A 19,707-nucleotide genomic window follows, 5' to 3' on the forward strand; every position below is an offset into this window, starting at 1 on the left:
TTAAGCTAAAACTTACCCCAAACTACTATGGCGCATTATGACGCCGTTGGGGAGTGGAGAGAGTCCATTCCATTAATCCGCTTTATACTGCTCGTGAAATGCTTCATCAGTTCAATGACGCAGGCGTAAATGCCATCGTAATACTGGACGCACTAACCGATAAACTAGCCACTATCATTAGTCAAACCTCCATAGAAAAAGTGATTGTTACTTCAGCGGTGGTGAACCTTCACTGCAACCGGGCCAATTGTCATTACCTGAACTCATTCACCAAGGGAAAAAACTCGCTCCACTTAAACCACACCAAGCAAGCCGTGATGATATTGCCGTTTTGCAATATACGGGGGGAACAACAGGAGTTGCTAAAGCTGCAATGCTTAGTCATGGCAATATCTTAGCTAATGCCGAGCAAATGAATGAACGCTTTGACGAAATTTTAACCCCTGGCCAAGAAACGGGTATTTGTCCACTTCCGCTTTATCATATTTACGCCTTTACGGTGAATATGGTTGGCCTATTCGCAATGGGGCAATTTAATGTACTTATCCCAAATCCTCGTGATTTAGATGCCTTAGTAAAGCAAATTGAACCATTTGAAATTAATTACTTTTCAGGCATTAACACCTTATTTATTGGCTTGTGTATGCATCCTGGTTTTAAAGCCCTGAATTTTTCAAACCTAAAAATGACAGTCTCTGGGGGCGCAGCTCTAACACACGCAGCTGCTGATGCATGGATGAGCACCACAGGTTGTACAATCACAGAAGGCTATGGCTTATCAGAAACCTCGCCAGTTGCGACGTTAAACGACTTTAAAAAAGAAGAGATTGGCAGTATTGGCCGCCCATTATCAAACACCACAGTTGAGATTTGGGATGAAAACGATGAGCCTGTTGCTGACGGTGAGTCTGGCGAAATTGTTGTTAAAGGCCCGCAAGTGATGATGGGCTACTGGCAGCGCCAAGATGAAACCGATAAATCTATGAAACGAGGTTTTTTCAAAACCGGTGATGTGGGTCTGAAGCTACCAAGTGGTAATTATAAAATTGTAGACCGTTTAAAAGACATGATTATTGTCTCTGGCTTTAACGTGTACCCTAACGAAGTTGAAAACGTACTTTGTCAGCACCCTGCTATCTGCGAAGCGGCCGTTATTGGTGCAAAAGATGAAAAAACCGGTGAGCGTGTTTGTGCCTACATAACCTTAAAAGAGCAGGTTGATGAGCAACAAGTGACTGACTATTGCCGCGAAAACTTAAGTGCTTATAAAGTACCTAAATCAATCATTTTTATGGAACAATTGCCTAAATCGACGGTTGGCAAAATTCTACGTCGAGAGTTACGCCAATAATAAAGCGATCGTTTTAGCCGCCTAACTGGTATAAAATAACTGCGAGTTATTTTATACCAGTTAGGCGGCTTTAAGGTCATTATGGAAAAGTTTATTAATCACATTCAACTTGGTTACTTAGGTTTACTACCGTTTTTAGGCTGCGTAGGCTGGCCACTTATTGCAGGAAGTAATGCCGTCAACTTAGACTTTTTCACTTTTTATAGCATCGCTATTTTAGCCTTTATGGCTGGTAACTTATGGCATGCAGGCCAGCAAACGCATGCTGATGCTATAAAAGCGATTATTCCTATCTTACCGATTGGCTTTTTAAGCTTTTTACCAGCAACTTGGACACTGGCTTGGCTCGCAGCAAGTTTTTGGTTAGTGCTGTTATTTGAAAAAAGCTCACCACAGTGGCAAACCTATCACGTTGATTATCAAAAAATGCGTTTTGTTTTAACGTCAGTGGTGTTTGTATGCCACATCTTTGTAATTGGCATCAGCATCTATCCTGAGTAGCCCTTTAGGCCGGTTTGCGGTAACATCCGCGGCTCAGTTTCTTAAGGACTTGCTATGATAGATCAATTGCGCGCCAAACTAGACCTACTCGGCGAAAATTACGTTGAAAAAGGCGCTCACTTTAAAATTAAAGTGATTCCCTTTTTTTGTGCTATCCACATTAAAAAAGATCACAAAAACCAAGGTACTTTAAAGATATATTCTAATCAGTTGATTGAAATATTTTTAGCCACCATGTTTTTGCTTTTCGGTTTAATGCTCTTTGACACCGACGCAGGGTTTACGCACGGTCCTATCCATATCGTTATTGCCGTTTTGATTAGCTTTAACTTGATCTTTAAACAAATTGCCATTGAAGGGCTAAAAACTCGTTTAGCGCTTTGCCCAAAAACTGCAGTTGAAACAGCGCCAGAACAAGGCAAATAACGACATGTTTTTAGACCCAAGTTGGCGCATTTTGACGGTAGGCGATGGTGATTTGTCATTTTCGCACGCCATAGCTCGTCATATAAAACCAACCAAGCTTGTTGCTTCGACTTATGATAATGCAAACACTATTGAGCAAAAATATGCCAACAATGCACTAAGCGCATTGCAACAACTAAATGTAACTACACTCACTGAATTTGATGTAACAAAGCCAGACTCGTGGCTGCGCTTAGTCGATGCACGTTTCGATGTAGTTATTTTTCAATTTCCACTTATACCCGCATTTAAAGGTGAGGCAGCATTTAAAGCAAATACCCAACAAGGTGGTATGAATGTTTTAAACCGTGCCTTGTTGCATCGCTATCTAGACTACGCAAGCCAATTTGCATTAGATAAAAACGGCCCGATGCTGTGTTACATCACCTCTAAAGATGTAAAACCGTATCGCGAATGGAATATTGAAGGCAGCTTAAATCAGGGGCTAAACTGCCATTATTTAGGCCAAATGCCATTCGATATTAATTTATTCCCAGGCTATAAAATTCGCAATGTTGACCGTGATAAACATGTAAAAGACACCAGTGGCATTACCTATGTATTTAGCGAAAAAACTGACAACAACATTACAGCTAAGCTGACTTTACCCGCTTATTTAGGTGATAAGCACTGTGCATTATGTCGCGTTGGCCCTTATATGGCCCAAGAAGACGAAAACAAACATTTGTTAAGCAAAAAGCACAAACAGATGGAAAAATTTGAACAGGATTGGCAAGCATGGCTTGCACAAAACAACGAGGAGTAACCATGAACTTTGTGATTGTAGGTACCAATTTTATAAGCGACACGCTTTTGAGCGCAGCCAAACAAATTGAACAATTCTCCTTGTATGGCGTTTGCTCTCGAGAGCAGCAAACAGGCGAGTCTTTCCTTGCAAAGCACGACATGACAGACGCTAAAGTGTTTACCAATATTGAACAAGTATGCCAAGACCCTCTGGTCGATGCCGTCTACATTGCGGCACCAAATAGCTTACACAAAGACTATGCTGTTATGTGTTTAAAAGCGGGTAAACACGTTTTAGGTGAAAAGCCTTCGGCAGCAAACAGCGTAGAGCTTGAGCTCATTATCGAAGCAGCTAAAGAAAATCAACGCTTATACATGGAAGCGATGATGACCACGCATTTACCAAACTTTGCGCGCTTAAAAAATGCCCTCACTAAAATTGGCGTACCTCGCAAATATATTGGTCAATATAGTCAGTACTCATCACGTTACGATAAGTATAAAAATGGTGAGCGCCCAAATACCTTTTTACCGGAGTTTGCTAACGGCGCATTAGTCGATTTAGGTATTTATCCGCTGTATATTTTACTCGCTTTATGGGGCGCGCCTCAGAGTGTAAAAGCCAGTGGCGTGTTACTTGAAACCGGTGTTGATGGCGCCGGCGATGTATTATTAAATTATGCCGATAAACAAGCAGTAATAAGCTACTCTAAAATCTCACAAGGCGATAATTTTACTGAAATTCAAGGTGAAAAAGGCCGTATTCGTATCGAAGCTGTCTCTTTATTAAAGCGTATGCAATATATTGGTAACGATGGCACGGTCGAAGAACTCTCTGAGCCATTTGATGAACACTTTATGCGCCATGAAGTAAGCCACTTTATTCAAGCGGCCAATGCAGGACAAATTGAGTCATCAGTTAATACCCATGCACTTTCAAAGCAAGTCATGGCAGTGCTTGATGAAGCGCGAAGTCAGCTTGGTGTTGTGTATCCTGCAGATAAAAGCTAATAGCGTTTAAGGGCAACTATTCTAGTTGCCCTAACAAACTCAAAATTCCATTCTTAGTAATATCCCTTGCTTGCATAGCAACACTAACACTCGCTTGCTGAACAATATCTAGAGATACTTTTTCTGCCATTACTTTTGCAAAATCAGTATCTTCAATTCGCTGATTTGCTGAGCTTAGCATCGACGATTGATTAGATTGATTGCGCATAGTTGACTCAATAGCGTTCATTTTTGCACCGATTTCAGCTCTAAATCCACCGATACGCGACAATGCAGTGTCAATTCTGGCAATTGCATTTTGAGCCAAGTCTTCGCTGCTTATAGTAATGCCGTCAATCGTTAAAGAGCCAGCACTGGCATCGATATCTTCAAATATAATATAACCATCTTCGCCGACCGCTTGGTCTGTTGATGTTACCATCATTGGACCATCACTTGATTCAGCAGATGATGAATTTAAACTCCCCAAAGAATCCCAACTGGCAGTAATTCGAAACATCCCCGAGCCAATCACAGTCAGAAGCAGCGGCTCGGTTACATTATCAATGAATATTTCTTCATTTGAACTTCCTGAGCTTGGGTTACCATTCCCCGAGTAGGTAAAGTTCATTCCGTTAATTGTTTGACTATTTACAGCTGGGAAATTAAAACCTCCCCCCGTAAATAAATTGCCATTGCTATATGTTTCTGTTCCTTGGTAACCATTTGCTGGAGTAAATAGATTTGCTTCAATTCTAGATTGCACAGACGATAAATCTTGCCCCACTAAATGCTCGCCAGTTTGGGTAAATAGATTTAAATCATCATTCGCACCATTATCATTTATTTGAATTCTAACGTTCGTTGAACCTGCAGGTATTAGGCCTAAAGAAACATCCCCTGATCTCATTCCTTGCTGAACATTATTAGAAAACACCTCATTCAATACAGGTACATTATCTAAATTCGTCTCTTGCTCAGGCTTAGACATTAATGGTTTTTTACCAAAAATTTCTGTATTGGCTACAACGCTGTTTATATGATCTCGTAACTGTGAAAACTCTTCATTTAACGCTTCCCTATCGATATCTGTATTTGAGCCATTTGCGGCTTGAAGGGCTAAAGTTCGCATGCGTTGAAGCGAGTCTGTTAGCTCGGATAAGCCAGCATCTGCCACTTGCCCATAGCTGATCCCATCTTGTAAATTTCTAAGCGTTTGCTGCTTTACTGCTATTTGCGTTGTTAATCTATGGCTTATTTGTAGGCCTGCAGCGTCATCTTTAGCAGAGTTTATACGCTTTCCAGAAGCTAACTTCTCATAGGTTGAGGTGATAGATTGCGTATTTTGCAGTAAATTTGGCGTTCGTAGTCGTGGCGAATTGATCGTCAACATTTTGTCTTCCTTGGCAAAAAGGCTAGACACAGCAAAACTCATACCATTTTATTAATAATTAAGACTTTTAACTTTCCTTAAATTAACCTTTTTAATAAATAATCATTTGTAACAATATTTTTTGCGGTTGAAGGTTATTGCACTATGTTTAAATCATGCATTATTTAATTTGTGAGAATTAGCCTTGTCTATACGATTTTTATTAAGAGCGGTTTTTGCGGCTACCATTACCCTTGCAACCGGCCTACTCCTCATAATTTTATTTCTACAATCAGGACAAGAAGAAAGTATGGAGTCGGCGCAACAGCGTTATGAGCTAAGCCACCTTGCTAAGTTTTCATCTTCAAATTCGATTCACCTTACAGAACTTGCTCGTCAACATGTTGTAACCTTAGACCCTCGCTATAAAGTGGAATACCAAAATCTTGTTGATCAAATTCAAGGAAAAGCTGCTTGGCTTAATGGCGAAAAGAAAAGTTATGTACAGCGCTTAAGAGCTTTTAATGTGGCTGCTGATGATTTAGCTCTCTTGCAAAAATCCAACGACTTATCACTCAAACTAGTCGAAACAGAAGAAAAAGCATTTAGCCTAGTCAGTGATTTGCTTGGTCGTGATACAAATAACTTAACCGTAAGCGAACATAAAAGATGGGTGCAAGCTATCGAGCTTTTAACCAACGCGGCTTACATGGCAGAAGTTGAGAAAATTCAGCAACCCGTGAAAGCATTTTTAAGTTCAATTGAGAAAAAAAGTGCCGCAGAAGTAAAAAGTAATCATGACCGTGTGGTCACCTTAAGTTTAACTAGCACCGTTTTAGTGCTGACCATTATAGCTACCTTGATAGTGTGTTACTGGCAATTAGAGAAAAAAGTGATTAAAGCAACCCATGCCTTAATTGATGAAGCTAAGCGTATATCTGAAGGTGATTTATCTTGTTATATTGACCATAAAGCTGATGACGAAATAGGTCAGCTTGCGAGCACCTTTAACGTTATGGTTGATAAGCTTTCCCAGCTTCTTAAAGAAATTCATGATCATTCAGAGCAGGCCCAAATAGCAGCAAAAAGCCTCGATGAAATTTCACGACAGGCCAAAACGTTGAATGATATGCAAAGCCAAGCAATTGAAGTGATTTCAAGCTCTGTCTATGAAAACTCAACAGCCGTTAAAGAAGTTTCACAAAACTGTGCAGAAGCAGCAAACAGTGCGACCTCTGCCAATCAAAAAACCAAAGAGGGTTTGCAAGTTGTACAACAAGGAGTGAGCTCTGTTGAGTCAGTGGCCGATACCTTAACCAAATCACTAACAGACCTTAACCAACTAGAAGTCTCAGTGAATGAAGTAACCGCTATTTTAAGTGTTATAAGTAACATTGCTGAACAAACTAATTTACTGGCACTTAATGCCGCAATCGAAGCTGCAAGAGCCGGTGAACAAGGGCGAGGGTTTGCAGTTGTTGCTGACGAAGTAAGAACTTTGGCTAGTCGTACGCAAAGCTCCACTCTTGAGATCCAAGATAAAATTAACTCCTTACAAACGGCAACCAATGCTGTGACGCAAAGGATCCGCGCAAGTGATACGCAAATAAAAGAGGCGGTGGTAAATTCAGAAAAAGTGGGCCATATGCTAGATGAAATTAGCGTGCAAGCAAAAGCTATTTCGGATGCTAATATGACCATTGCTTCTGCATCTGAGCAGCAATCTCAAGTGACCGAAGAAATAGCCCAACGCTTAAACGAAGTACAAGACACCAGCCGAAAATCACAGCAACAAACGCAAAGCATATCGGATTCATCGAGTAAACTGGCAAGCTTGGCAAATAATTTAAACAAGCAGATAAATCGTTTTAAATTGAGCTAATTAAAAGATAAATTATGCTGGCTTTAATTAACTTAAAGGCAGCATAATCCAATCTAATTTAGACTACATTTTCCGCAACTTGACGTGTTCCGTTACGCACACAACAGCTTTATCGATAATCCATGTCCATTTAACGAAAAACATTTCTTATCCCACAAAACATCAGTAAAATCGCCGCAAACTTAAGCTCTTAATAATTCATAAGGACAGTGATGCAACGCACCATCCCACCGTTTTTTGTTGCTGTTATTTGCGTACTTCTTGCAATGGTTACCATTCAATCGGGAGCCTCTGTTGCAAAGCAATTATTTCCTGTAATAGGCCCTGAGGGAACCACTGCCCTACGCTTGGGTTTTTCAGCTGCCATTTTGTGCCTTGTGTTTAAACCTTGGCGCGCGCTTCCGCCAATGGGTCAACGCATGCCGATTATCATCTATGGTCTGAGCTTAGGTGGTATGAACATTCTATTTTATTACGCAATTGAGCGTATCCCTTTAGGAATAGGTGTTGCGCTGGAGTTTACCGGTCCCCTTGCAGTTGCTTTACTTTCGTCACGTAAAAAGCGCGATTTATTCTGGGTAGCCTGTGCTATTGCAGGCATTATTTTATTATTACCTGATATGAAAGGCGAAGACAGCCTCGACCCCGTCGGTGTGATTCTAGCCCTTGCGGCTGGTGCCTGTTGGGCGTTTTATATTTTGTTCGGCAAAAAAACAGGTAACCAAGGCTCTGGCGGGATGACGGTTGCTATGGGGATGAGCGTTGCCGCGATTGTACTTGTGCCTTATGGCGCAGCTTCACAAGGCGCAGCACTCTTGAGCTGGGAAGTTCTGCCGCTTGGTATTTTAGTCGCCATCATGTCAAGTGCGCTGCCATACACTTTAGAGATGGTTGCGCTGCGTAATATGCCAGCACAAGGCTTTAGCATCATGATGAGCCTAGAACCTGCTATTGCTGCACTTGCTGGATTTATTATTTTAGCTGAGTTGCTTAGTGTATGGCAGTGGTTAGCGATTTTATTGGTTATCACGGCTTCTGTTGGCAGCTCAATGTCTCACTCATCGGAGCAGGATCAGAAAAGTCAGAAATGTGATTGATTGACTCTAAAAGAGCCTGTTTTTAATAGTAAAGGATTAATTTCAAGACTTAAAAACAGCTTTTCTCGGCATTCGTAAAGTTACTGTTCTCACTATAATGCTCATTATTAATACAAGGCTCACCTTTTTGCTTTGTATCCTAATGTACTAACTAGTGGAATATACGAATGTCTAAGAAAAATAACTTGTTATTATCGACCCTTGCTGTTGCTGGTGTTATGACAGCAAGCAATGCAACTGCAAATAGCTGTCAGGGCGAGTTGTTTGCGATGAATTCAGGCCGAGGCGAACTTGGCATTATGTTTAGCCTAGACGAACAAAATAAAACAGCTAAAGCCGATTCAATCGCTAAATTTAGCTCATCGGCTATTGCTTATGATGAAACAACAAACCGAACTTATTATGTTTCATCACCTATTCCACTAGAGTACAAAGTTGATACCTCTCACCTTAATATTAGTGAAGAGCAATCATCACAATTGCCAATCCAAGGCGAAAAGTTTAAATATAGTCGTTTAGCGTATTTAGACCATGCTACAGGTGAGCATGTTTCTGTTGGCAGAACGAGTTCTGTTATTGGTTTAACCTATGATCCTCAAACTGACTCATTAATTGCAGTTAGTTATTCTAAGCTACTAAAAATTGATAAAAATACAGGTAGTACAACTGAGCTTGCAGACTTTAGTGATGTTGAAGGCTTAAGCCGAGCTGATTTAGTTATCAAAAATGGCGAACTTTTCCTGATCACTGCGACATCGGTTTACAGTGTTGATCAAAGCAATTATCAATACACAAAGCTTGCTGAACACAACTTAGTAAATGTTGGTGGTGCAACACTGAGTCAAAAAGGTGACATTATCATCAGTCGCTCAGTTATCAATGACCATGGTGACAAAAACGAATCTAAACTTTATAAATTAAGCCCATACACGGGTAAATCATGTTTTGTTGCAAGTTTGCCTGTACGTATCAATGATTTAACGACTAATACGCAAAATACGACGGAATGTTACACGCAAGCGCCTTGTTTAATCGAGAACGAAGGTATCGCTTATTATTCAGAAAAAGTGATGGACCAACTGGGTGCCAAATGGAAGTCATTCGACTTTGCTGACCAATATTTTACAGCACCGGCTATCTTCACATCGGCGCCTACTAATAATGATCCTAATGGTGGAGCGCTAAGATTAACCAATGTAAGCGACAATAGCTATGCTGTCTCATTTCAAAAATGGCAATACATCAAAGATGCGCATAAAGATGTTGAGTCGTTTGACTTTCTAGCAATGGATGAAGGCCGTTACACTATGAATGATGGCACTATTGTTGAGGTTGGCAGCTTTATGTTAAGTGGCACGAGAGAATATAAAGCTGTTGAGTTCAAAGACTCATTTGCAAAACAGCCATATTTGTTTTTACAAGTACAGACTTTCAATGGAAGCCATACCGTTTATACGCGCGCTGCTAACCTAACGAGCACTGGATTTGATGCAGCATTTTACGAGCAAGAAAGCTTGAATGAAGGACACTTTGCTGAGCGTGTTTCGTACCTTGCTATTTTACCTGGCTCTGGTACATCTGGAACGCTAGAGACTATTGCAGGCTACAAAGAATACAGTCTTCACGAAGCTAATATCGATCATAGTGGTGGCCAGATTGGTAATCACTTCTATATGCTTCAAGAAGAGCAATCTCTTGATTCAGAAGTCCTTCACTCTAGAGAGCGTGTGGTTGTAATGGATATTGAAGAGGTAAGTCTTGCCCAAACTGTAACGCTAATAGGTCATGATACGTATTCTCTGCGAAGAAAGTAAAATACCCCGAATTTAAGGCGCCAACTGGCGCCTTTTTTGTGTTTACTTCATTTGAATTTCATTAATTGGCATTAAAGCTTAATTATTTTTAAAAATAACACCTTTCACTACTAGCTTTAAAATTAGCTTATTTATAGCTTTATAGGCGTCCCAGCTAAAGCAATCGAGGTTCAATTGCAGAGAGCAACTAAGCAACAAATTTTTTCCTAATATTACTCAGGTTTAATTACCTAAAAACCTTTCTCTTAATTAGCCGAATTAATATAAGCACCTCAAAAGCATTTCAAAAAACTAATTTTTAAACTTATTTGTATTAACATATCACCATTTGAGATAAATGGTGATGATAGTTATTATCATTTGTGATAACTTACCCGCAAATAGTTTCCTTATCAAACACAAAAACCCTAAAAACCAGCTAAATAACACGCGGAGATAAAAATGAAATTCACTCAGTTGCCTGTTGCAACCGCTATTCTTTATGCACTTTACCCTCAAATCAGTTTTGCTGAGCAAACAGCTGACGTAGAAGCTAATCTCGAAAAAATCGAAATTGTTGGCATACGTCAAAACCGTATTAGTGAAGGCGCAACAGGTTTAGCATTAGAAATTGATGAAACGCCGCAATCAATCAGTGTGATCTCTGCTGAGCAGCTAAAAAATTATTCCGCTTTTAACATTAATGATGCTTTACGCTTAGCCCCGGGTATCAATGTTGAAGAATGGGAAACGAACCGTACCAACTATACATCGCGTGGTTTTGAAATTAAGAATACACAAATCGATGGAGTTGGCTTACCGAATGACTGGGGTATCGTTACCGGCGCAATGGAAGCATATGGCTACGAAAAAATTGAAGTTGTTCGTGGTGCTAATGGCTTACTTACTGGTGTAGGTAATGCATCGGGTACCCTTAACTATGTACGCAAACGCCCTAAAAACGAAAACGGCGGCGAAATCGGTGTCTCTATTGGCTCATGGGATTTTAAACGTTTACAAGCTGACTACTCACTATTATTAACCGAATCAGGTAGTTGGGCTGCTCGCTTTGTGGCTGCCGCAGAAGATAAAGAATCATATCTGGATGGCCTTGAGAACAATCGCGAGTTTTTCTCTGCAGTGGTAGATGGTCAGCTTACTGATAACTCAACGGTTACTATGGGTTACTCATATCAAGACGCTGATACCGATGGCAATACTTGGGGCGGCCTTGTTTATAACTACACAGATGGTACGCAAGCTAAATGGAATGTCAGCGACACAACCACCCAAGAGTGGACAATGTGGGACACCATTAACACCTCTGCATTTGTTGAATACAACTATGTTTTTGCAAACGCATGGCAGCTTCAAGCGAGCTACAACTTCCGTGGTTTTGAAGAGCAAGACAAACTATTTTATGCCAGTGGCAGCATTGATAAAGACACCAATCTTGGCCTAAGTGGTTGGCCGGGTCGTTATGATAGCGAAGTGGATGCTGATTTATTTGAAATCAAAGCATTTGGTGCCTTTGAATTGTTTGGTAAAGAGCACCAAGCAAGCTTTGGAGTAAGCCATGCAAAAAGTGATGATGTGATGTATCAACACCCGTTTGATTTTGCAAATACACCGGCGTATGGACCAACGCCTGCGTTTCCGTACGATTTAGATGCGATCCCAGAACCTGATTGGTTAACGCCGGTTCTGTATTCAGATATTGAACAAAAGCTAACCCGTTACTTTGGCTCGGCTCAGTTAAATATTACTGATAAATTATTTACCGTGGTTGGTTTTAACGCTATTGAATTTGAACGCTCAGGTATGAATGCCGGTGCATCTATCGATAATGACGAAAGCGAAACAAGCCCATATATCGGTTTTACCTATAAGTTAAACGACGATTTAAACTTATATGCCAGTTACTCAGATATTTATCAGCCTCAAGAACAAGCTGATTACAACGGCCAATATTTAGCACCTACCAAAGGCACTAACTTTGAAACTGGTGTTAAAGCTTCTTGGTTTGATGATGCCTTAATGACAACATTTGCTTATTTTACTGCAGAGCAAGATAACTTTGCGCAATACGCGGGCCTCACTGAAGATGGTATTTATTACTATGAAGGCGTGTCTATTGAGTCAGAAGGCTATGAATTTGAAGTCACAGGTAAAATCACCGACGCTATGAATATCGTTGCATCTTATACACATATTGATGTAACAGATGAAAATGGTGATAACACTAATAAATGGGCACCTCGCGATGTGGTCGGTGTAACAGTGGATTATGCACTAACAGATGCAGTGGTGGTTGGTTTAAATGGCCGTTGGCAATCTAAAATCGAAAGCACTGATTACAATGTTAAACAAGGTAGCTACGCCCTACTAAACGCCTTCGCACGTTGGAATATTAATGACCAAGTTGCAGTACAGGCAAACGTTAATAATATTACTGATGAGCAGTACATCAATAGCTTACAAACCGTGGGTTATTATGGCGCGCCAACAAACGGTAGCCTAACTCTGACCTATAAGTTCTAAACCTTGCTTAGAAAAAAGTGTCGCCCGTTTGGGCGACACACATCTATTAATTAGGGCAATTACCTAATTCATAATACCCAGCACTAGTTTGCGCTAAGGTACTAGTATAAAAGGTGTTATAAAGACCAAGGTTATCACCTGAGCCCACCGCATAGGCGTAAGAGCCATTCGTAGTTGCGCGGTTTGCTTGCACATGTGCATAGTTGCTTGAAGTGGTTTCGCTGCATTGGTAATCACCATTCGGTGTTGAATCACACGCATCACCCACACCATCTGCATCACTATCTAGCTGATCACTATTGGCCACCAGCGGGCAGTTATCTAGGCTATCACTGACACCATCGCTGTCAGAGTCACTCGTTTCACCATCTGGAGTGCTGTCACACACATTACCAATACCATCATTATCGTTATCAGCTTGATCAGCATTTGCTACATTCGGGCAATTATCTGCGCCGTCGAGCACACCATCGTTGTCCGCGTCATTACTAGGTTCAGTGGTGGTTCTGCATGCCTGTAATGGCCCTGCACAACTTGAATCATCATCAGCAATCCACTGACATTGATTTGTGCCCGCTGAATACTCGCGCATAGTAAATGCTGCGGTTCCAAACGCTAAATAACAGGCAGAGTAACCTTCGCCCCAGCTAATGTGGCCTTCGTTGATATGAAGATTGTAATCGCCTGTCACGCCAGCATCGATGACAAAACTAATGCTATCTGTTGATGTCAGCAAAGTATCATCGCTCGCGGTGATCACTGCGCTATTATTGCCACCCGCTATATTGCATTGCTCAGCAAAGTACTCAAGCCCATTTACTGTAGCCGTCACATCACCATTGCTAAAACTTACCACAACGCTACTTAAGTTTTGATTATCATCAATCACCGTGCCCGTTACTGTAGCGCACTGCCCGTTTACACTTGCCGCAGTATCACTCAGTACCGGTGCTGTAGCTGCAGGCTCTGGTCCAACGCGTACCGTAAGATTAGCTTCATCACCTTGTTTCGCTTCGTTATCTGTGGCACTTACACGCACTTCATAAAGACCATCACTGAGTGCACTTGTCACCCCGCTAAAGGTATTATTCGCATCGACTTGCACGTTCAGTGACTCAATTAAGCTTGCCGCGCCACCGGCTAGGCTATACACGTTAATATCAACATTCGTTACACTGCCTTCTGGGTCGATTGCACTGCCAGTAATGGTGAGCTGGTTATTATTGTCTGTGGCAGTTAAATTACTAATTTCAGGGCCTGCATTACGATCAACTCGTTTATTATTAGCCGCAAAGTACTCACCGAGATAGGTTGCAAAATTAATGCTGTTTGCCGCAACATAATCGCCAGACGCACCTTGCCCGCCCGACCAAGAGTGATCCAAATTATTAAACCACAGCATAGCAACCCGATTGTCTTGCCAAAGTGACAGCTCAGCGGTACGTGTTGCATCATCACTTATTGTCGTCGTGCCTGAAAGTTGATTCACCCCATAAAGCGCAGCAAAGCCATCTGCGTTTTGCTGGTTATAACAGGTATTGACTGTGGTATCGGCAGTGCCGTGACCTATTGCCGCTATTTGGGTGGCAAAATGATCTTTATAACTACCAGCATAGCTTTCACAGCGGGATACAAAGGTGTTTTCAGAAACTGTTTCACAAGTCGAAATTGCCCCACTTGAACTTGTGCCGATGGTCGGCCCGGCGCTTGGTGCAACCCCGGCAAATACATCAGGCGCTACACAAGCCGTTTGTGCAGCCATTGCCGCCCCAGATGATAAACCTGCAATGTACACTTGTTTAGGGTCAATATTTCGCGCCGCATCACCACTTAATGTATTGGCTAAATTAATCAGATTTTTATAATCGCCAGAGCTACGATTGATTGCTCCTTGCCAATATGACCAGCAGCTATAGCCTGCTTTATTCATAGCATCAGGAACGGCTATTACCATACCATGTGCTTCGGCTGCATCTTCAAGATTCGCAGTTAAGTAGTTATTAATGGGTTGCACGCAGCCATGCAGTACTAGCATCAAAGAATGGCCATTGCCTATGCTTGATTGCGTATCAGGAGTGTAAATATGAACATTATTAAAACCGCCAATGCTGACATTTTGCTGCCAACTCCCTGCAAAACTTGGCTGTGAGAAAATAGCAGCACAGAGCACTGCGAGCGGAGTAAACGACGCTGATTTTCGTTTACATAATTGTGTTACTTTTTGCATATATCGCCTTTATAGTTGTTATCATTGTTGTCTGTCAGTTGATGACTAACTCAATGTAGTAGAACTATTTAAAAAGCGACCTATAACTATAGTGTTATACGACCATTAAAAAACAACCCAAAAGTAGCACAACTCAATTTATTGTTATTTTTGAAATTAAAGTCAATTATATTAACAAAGCCAACATAACTCGTTGGCTTTGCTTTTGCTAATGAAGAGCTTAAAAATTAAACCCTACAGATAGCCAATAACGGCGACCATCTTCAACATAGCCGTATTCAGCTTCGGTGATTTCTTTATCAAACAGATTATAAACACCAAATCCTAACTTAATGCTGCGGCTTAAATCGTAGTTACCACCTATATCAGCCAAGGTGTAATCTGGCGCAATTAAGCTGTCTTGCGACGGGCCTGTTGTCGGCTGGCTTTCTTCGCCGCGGTAATGAACACGCAGCCAGGTACCTAATTTATCAACCGGGCGCCAATTAACTGAAGTTTGTAAAATATGCTTAGGTAATTGGTTAAGTGGGCTGCCTTTGTATTCACCGGTTTTTTGCTCAGAATCGGTGTAGGTGTAGTTGGCACTGACATCAAGCTCACTGGTAATGTCGTAAGATACTGATAACTCAAAGCCTTGCGTAACGGCTTCATCCACATTGACATAGGTCGTTGGCATTGAACCAAACTGGTTTGGTCCATCAGTACACTGTGTAACTGGGCACGAAATGCGTGTAATTTTATCTTCAAACTCGTTGTAAAATACGGTGCTTGAAAGCGATAAATCACGGCTTGCATCATAGTAGATACCCATTTCGTAGTTTATTGATTTTTCAGGGCTTAAATCTGGGTTACCGTAAATATTACCACCTCGGCTCACTTGCCCCCAAGCTGCGGTAGATTGACGAATATTCGGCGCTCTAAAGCCTGTTGAGATACCGCCTTTCACCGTCAACGACTTAGTTGCTGTATACACACCATATAAACGCGGGCTGAAATGGCCTGAAAAATTACCATCATGATCATAACGAAGACCGGTAGTGAGTTTAAACTGCTTGGTTGCAGCCCATTCATCTTCGGCAAATACTGACCATTGCTCGTTCTCAACATGCGTTAAGTCACTAATGCGGTTACTGGTGTAATCGTCCAGCTCTTCTTTTAAATATGACGCACCAAATGCTGCATTATGATTGGTAAACGGTAAAGTCCAGCTTGTTTGCGCATCGGTATTTTCGACGTACATTTCGCGCGAAGTATTATCAAATTTATCGTACTTTAAGTAACTGCGTGATGAGCCAAAATCATAAAAGCCATTATGGCTTAGTGAGTAGCTTTCTTGGTCATACTCTGTAGTGGATGACTCTGGGCAACCATTACGGCCACAACTTTCACCTTCAGCTAAGGGAGCAACTGTTTTACCAAGTGTTTCGTCGAGTTTTTGTTTTGCAGAGCCTACTTCAAACATGATTTCGTGGTTATCAGAGGGTGTTAAGATAAACTTTGCTTTGATATTGCTTTGCTCTTTACCACGAAAACCGGCTACAAAATCGTCTTCGTCACGTTTTGAGAACTGACCCGATAACTGCATACCTAATAACTCAGGAATTAAGCCACCCGCAGTAAAGAAACTACCTTGATTAATATCACCCGATTCACTTGATTCTTGAATGGTGCTATCTAAACGTAGCTCTCCGTACCACTTTTCTGGTGTTTTACGAGTTATAATATTGATAACCCCACCAATGGCATCTGAGCCATATAACGACGACATAGGACCGCGAATAACTTCAATTCGATCAATCGCTGAAATAGGCGGAGTCCATGCCCCTTCAACACCTGGGCCATCACTATTTGGTCGTGTTTCACGTGAGGTTTGACGCTGACCATCAATTAAAATCAAAGTATATTGACTTGCCATACCGCGAAGGCTGATATCTTTTCTGTCGCCACCACCTGTAACAACCACACCGGGTACGTCAGTCATCGCATCGGTTAGATCACGATAAAAACGCTTTTCAAGCTGCTCACGATCAATAACACTGATACTGGCTGGCGCCTCTTTTAGCATTTGCTCGTAACCGGAAGCCGATACAACGATGACCTCCATGTCTTGTTTTTTGTCATCAGCGTATGCAAAATGGGAAAGACCTGCTAACACAGCAGCGGTGAGTGGTAAAACAGAAGAAACAACCCTCGTCATAATAATACTCCGTGACTTTTTGTTTATAAATGATAATAATTAGCGTTTGCATACTAATGAGAAGTCCCGATTTTCACAATTTACGATTTCTTAAAACTGAATTAAGAAGGCCTGAACCATGAATTCCAAGCTGATCAAAACATTGCGTGTATTTTCTCGTACTGTTGAAACGGGCAATATGAGCAGTGCAGCGGCAGAGTTATCGATGACCACATCGGCTGTCAGTCAACACATTAAGCAATTAGAACAAGAAATCGGATTGAGCCTATTTAACCGCAGCCCGCGCGAACTCACTTTGACCGAAGCTGGCCACCTGTATTATCAAAGCTGTTTAAAAATGCTGGCACTGGCAGATCAAGCCAGTACGCAGTTACAAAATCTACAAAATAAGCCAAGTGGTGAGCTCAAATTAGTTGCGCCAGTGGGGTTTGGCGGTGGCCTATTAAGCGAGCCATTAGATCGCTTAATTAACGAGTTTGATGATTTACGTATTCAGTTAATTTTGACTGATGAGCCAATTGATATGATCAAATGCGGCGCTGACCTAGCGATTGCGATTGGCCCATTAACTGACTCAAACCTCGTTGCTCGTAAATTAGCAACTTGGCCGTTAAAGCTATGTGCTCATAAAGACCATGCAATTAGCAAACTCGATAAAGCCAATTGGGAAGACCTTGGCAACTTTGCCCGTATCGCCCACAGCAACGCCGACAGTAATGCGTTTAACCCGTCAACGCTGGCAAGTAAGCCGTTACCGAAAGCAAAGATCACCGTAAATAATATGCAAAGCTTAATTAAATTAGTGTGTGATGGTGTTGGCTATGGCGTATTACCTGAGCCAGAAGTAAGGCATTTATTAAAATCGAAAGAGCTGGTTGAAATTGCACCCGAATGGGCAATGCCAAATTACACTGTTTACGCCGTAACGCCTGCCAGAGACAGCTTAGCGGCAAAAACAAAAACTGCCATTGATACTTTAAAACTGTGCTTTAACCATGTATCAAAGCAAGTTGAATTAGTTAATTAAGACTCAATAAGGATAATACCCATATGCGGATGGGTATTATCCAAATTAGCGTTAACCCAGCGCTAGCCAAAGGCCCACACACATCATTAGCGCGCCAGCAATACGGTTTAACCACTTCACATTATCGCCTTTATCTAAAAACAGCCTTAAGCTTTTACCGCCTGCGGCGTAAATCAACATACAGATAAATTCGCTCAGCATAATAATGCTCACTAATACCGCAAGCTGGGGGGCAACCGCTAAATCAACATTAATAAATGGTGGCAATAAAGAAATCATAAATGCCCACCCTTTTGGGTTTGCAATGGCAGTGATATAACCCTGCGAAAATAATTGCCCACGACCAATTTGTTGCTGTGTATCATCGTTAGGTTTAAAGCTGGTTTTAGCGCGCCACATATTAACCCCTAGGTAAATTAAGTACGCACCACCTAAGTATTTTAAAAAGGCAAATAACTCAGGGGAATTAAGCATAATACTGGCAACCCCTATCACCGCAGCAATGGCTACCGTGGCAACGCCTAACACCTCGCCTACCATCATCCAAAGCGTACGTCTAACGCCCACACTCATCCCCAACGTCATAGCGAGCGTCATACACATACCAGGTGTAATAGAAACAAAGAAAAAGGTCGGAATAAAAACCGCGAGTACTGCTAAATCGAGCATAAATGCAATCACATGTTTATTGCTTAAAAAGAGAAAGCGATTAAATCACATTCACTTAAATAAGCAAACAAACACGCGATTGCTAACAGGGTTATAAAAACATACCGCCCGATGCTTCTATTCGTTGCCCGGTTACCCAACGGTTTTCATCACCGAGTAATTGCGCAATCATAGGGCCAATATCATCAGCTTGGCCAACGCGTCCCATGGCTGTAAATGAACTGACTAATTGCGCAACATGCTCATTATCACGGACTGCACCGCCACCAAAATCAGTGGCAATTGCACCAGGTGCGACGACATTCACGGCAATATTGCGTGCAGCAAGTTCTTTTGCCATGTATTTGGTCAAAACCTCAACTGCACCTTTCATGGTGGCGTAGGCCGCTTTTCCTGGTAATGCAAAGCGTGTCAGCCCTGAAGATAAGTTAATAATACGCCCGCCATCATTGATCATCTCATGCAATGTTTGCGTTAAGAAAAACACCCCTTTTACATGAACATTCATCAAATTATCAAACATAGCTTCGCTGGTATCAGCAAATGCACTGTCACTGCCATGGCCTGCATTATTAATTAAATAATCAAATCGAGACGTTTGCCATTGTGTTGCTAAGGTACTTTCAAGTGTTTGTTTAAATTCAGCAAAACCTAAAATATCGCTCACATCAAGTTGAATGGCGACGGCTTTTGCCCCCAGTGCAGCTACTTCCTCTACAACTTGCTGCGCTTCATCTTTATGGCTTCTGTAAGTAAATACGCAATCAATGTTCTTACGTGCCAAACTTAAAACTGTATTTTTACCTAAACCGCGATTACCACCGGTGATCACTGCAATTTTTGCTCAT

Annotated in this window: 15 protein-coding genes; 10 read left to right on the forward strand and 5 right to left on the reverse strand. The window is 41.5% G+C overall.

Going from position 1 to position 19,707, the window contains the following annotated elements:
• The first annotated feature begins 247 nt into the window (after positions 1-247).
• The 5 genes from QL229_RS11480 (at position 248) to QL229_RS11500 (ending at position 4,075) form a co-directional block, all read left to right on the forward strand.
• Positions 248-1,351 (forward strand): AMP-binding protein, encoded by a 1,104-nt coding sequence (locus tag QL229_RS11480; protein WP_281546916.1) that lies wholly within the window; start codon positions 248-250, stop codon positions 1,349-1,351.
• A gap of 81 nt (positions 1,352-1,432) precedes the next feature.
• On the forward strand, positions 1,433-1,852 hold the full coding sequence (locus tag QL229_RS11485; protein WP_135926904.1) for a DUF3429 domain-containing protein: 420 nt from the start codon (positions 1,433-1,435) through the stop codon (positions 1,850-1,852).
• 54 nt (positions 1,853-1,906) lie between these two features.
• Positions 1,907-2,278 carry a hypothetical protein gene (locus QL229_RS11490; protein WP_135926903.1) on the forward strand — a complete coding sequence of 124 codons (372 nt, stop codon included), beginning with the start codon at positions 1,907-1,909 and terminating at the stop codon, positions 2,276-2,278.
• Positions 2,279-2,282: 4 nt separating this feature from the next.
• Entirely contained in the window at positions 2,283-3,083 is an 801-nt protein-coding gene (locus QL229_RS11495; protein ID WP_138557784.1) for a class I SAM-dependent methyltransferase, read from the forward strand.
• Positions 3,084-3,085: 2 nt separating this feature from the next.
• Positions 3,086-4,075 (forward strand): Gfo/Idh/MocA family oxidoreductase, encoded by a 990-nt coding sequence (locus tag QL229_RS11500; protein ID WP_138557785.1) that lies wholly within the window; start codon positions 3,086-3,088, stop codon positions 4,073-4,075.
• A 16-nt stretch (positions 4,076-4,091) separates the two neighbouring features.
• Here QL229_RS11500 and QL229_RS11505 read toward each other — a convergent pair whose 3' ends face one another.
• A complete protein-coding gene (locus QL229_RS11505; RefSeq protein WP_171040421.1) occupies positions 4,092-5,447 on the reverse strand; it encodes a flagellin in 1,356 nt (451 codons plus the stop codon).
• 289 nt (positions 5,448-5,736) lie between these two features.
• Here QL229_RS11505 and QL229_RS11510 point away from each other — a divergent pair, with 289 nt between their 5' ends.
• The 4 genes from QL229_RS11510 to QL229_RS11525 all read left to right on the forward strand — a co-directional run bounded on the left by QL229_RS11510 (position 5,737) and on the right by QL229_RS11525 (position 12,739).
• Entirely contained in the window at positions 5,737-7,308 is a 1,572-nt protein-coding gene (locus QL229_RS11510; RefSeq protein ID WP_138557787.1) for a methyl-accepting chemotaxis protein, read from the forward strand.
• A gap of 212 nt (positions 7,309-7,520) precedes the next feature.
• Positions 7,521-8,405, forward strand: coding sequence for a DMT family transporter (locus tag QL229_RS11515; protein ID WP_138557788.1), 885 nt, complete (start codon positions 7,521-7,523; stop codon positions 8,403-8,405).
• A 167-nt stretch (positions 8,406-8,572) separates the two neighbouring features.
• Positions 8,573-10,219 (forward strand): hypothetical protein, encoded by a 1,647-nt coding sequence (locus tag QL229_RS11520; RefSeq protein WP_135926896.1) that lies wholly within the window; start codon positions 8,573-8,575, stop codon positions 10,217-10,219.
• A 441-nt stretch (positions 10,220-10,660) separates the two neighbouring features.
• A complete protein-coding gene (locus tag QL229_RS11525; protein ID WP_281546917.1) occupies positions 10,661-12,739 on the forward strand; it encodes a TonB-dependent siderophore receptor in 2,079 nt (692 codons plus the stop codon).
• A 46-nt stretch (positions 12,740-12,785) separates the two neighbouring features.
• Here the strand turns inward: QL229_RS11525 and QL229_RS11530 are convergent, their stop codons facing one another.
• Both QL229_RS11530 and QL229_RS11535 read right to left on the reverse strand, forming a co-directional pair.
• Positions 12,786-14,966, reverse strand: a complete 2,181-nt coding sequence (locus tag QL229_RS11530) for a PHB depolymerase family esterase (protein WP_138557790.1) — start codon at positions 14,964-14,966, stop codon at positions 12,786-12,788.
• A gap of 220 nt (positions 14,967-15,186) precedes the next feature.
• Positions 15,187-17,163: a ligand-gated channel protein gene (locus QL229_RS11535; RefSeq protein WP_138557791.1), complete on the reverse strand. Its 1,977-nt coding sequence runs from the start codon at positions 17,161-17,163 to the stop codon at positions 15,187-15,189.
• Positions 17,164-17,281: 118 nt separating this feature from the next.
• Between QL229_RS11535 and QL229_RS11540 the strand changes: the two genes are divergently transcribed.
• Positions 17,282-18,190 (forward strand): LysR family transcriptional regulator, encoded by a 909-nt coding sequence (locus tag QL229_RS11540; protein ID WP_138557792.1) that lies wholly within the window; start codon positions 17,282-17,284, stop codon positions 18,188-18,190.
• A 51-nt stretch (positions 18,191-18,241) separates the two neighbouring features.
• Here QL229_RS11540 and QL229_RS11545 read toward each other — a convergent pair whose 3' ends face one another.
• Both QL229_RS11545 and QL229_RS11550 read right to left on the reverse strand, forming a co-directional pair.
• Complete coding sequence (locus QL229_RS11545) at positions 18,242-18,859, reverse strand: LysE family translocator (RefSeq protein ID WP_281546923.1); 618 nt, start codon at positions 18,857-18,859, stop codon at positions 18,242-18,244.
• Between the two features lie 91 nt (positions 18,860-18,950).
• On the reverse strand, positions 18,951-19,697 hold the full coding sequence (locus tag QL229_RS11550) for an SDR family oxidoreductase (RefSeq protein ID WP_138557793.1): 747 nt from the start codon (positions 19,695-19,697) through the stop codon (positions 18,951-18,953).
• Positions 19,698-19,707: the final 10 nt, after the last annotated feature.

The organism is Pseudoalteromonas sp. PAR1 (genome assembly GCF_947311895.1).
Classification (GTDB): domain Bacteria; phylum Pseudomonadota; class Gammaproteobacteria; order Enterobacterales; family Alteromonadaceae; genus Pseudoalteromonas; species Pseudoalteromonas lipolytica_C.

Coding starts and splice junctions, on each gene's coding strand:
- QL229_RS11485 (WP_135926904.1), top strand. CDS start 1,433: ATGGAAAAGTTTATTAATCACATTCAACTTGGTTACTTAGGTTTACTA.
- QL229_RS11490 (WP_135926903.1), top strand. CDS start 1,907: ATGATAGATCAATTGCGCGCCAAACTAGACCTACTCGGCGAAAATTAC.
- QL229_RS11495 (WP_138557784.1), top strand. CDS start 2,283: ATGTTTTTAGACCCAAGTTGGCGCATTTTGACGGTAGGCGATGGTGAT.
- QL229_RS11500 (WP_138557785.1), top strand. CDS start 3,086: ATGAACTTTGTGATTGTAGGTACCAATTTTATAAGCGACACGCTTTTG.
- QL229_RS11505 (WP_171040421.1), bottom strand. CDS start 5,447: ATGTTGACGATCAATTCGCCACGACTACGAACGCCAAATTTACTGCAA.
- QL229_RS11510 (WP_138557787.1), top strand. CDS start 5,737: ATGGAGTCGGCGCAACAGCGTTATGAGCTAAGCCACCTTGCTAAGTTT.
- QL229_RS11515 (WP_138557788.1), top strand. CDS start 7,521: ATGCAACGCACCATCCCACCGTTTTTTGTTGCTGTTATTTGCGTACTT.
- QL229_RS11520 (WP_135926896.1), top strand. CDS start 8,573: ATGTCTAAGAAAAATAACTTGTTATTATCGACCCTTGCTGTTGCTGGT.
- QL229_RS11525 (WP_281546917.1), top strand. CDS start 10,661: ATGAAATTCACTCAGTTGCCTGTTGCAACCGCTATTCTTTATGCACTT.
- QL229_RS11530 (WP_138557790.1), bottom strand. CDS start 14,966: ATGCAAAAAGTAACACAATTATGTAAACGAAAATCAGCGTCGTTTACT.
- QL229_RS11535 (WP_138557791.1), bottom strand. CDS start 17,163: ATGACGAGGGTTGTTTCTTCTGTTTTACCACTCACCGCTGCTGTGTTA.
- QL229_RS11540 (WP_138557792.1), top strand. CDS start 17,282: ATGAATTCCAAGCTGATCAAAACATTGCGTGTATTTTCTCGTACTGTT.
- QL229_RS11545 (WP_281546923.1), bottom strand. CDS start 18,859: ATGCTCGATTTAGCAGTACTCGCGGTTTTTATTCCGACCTTTTTCTTT.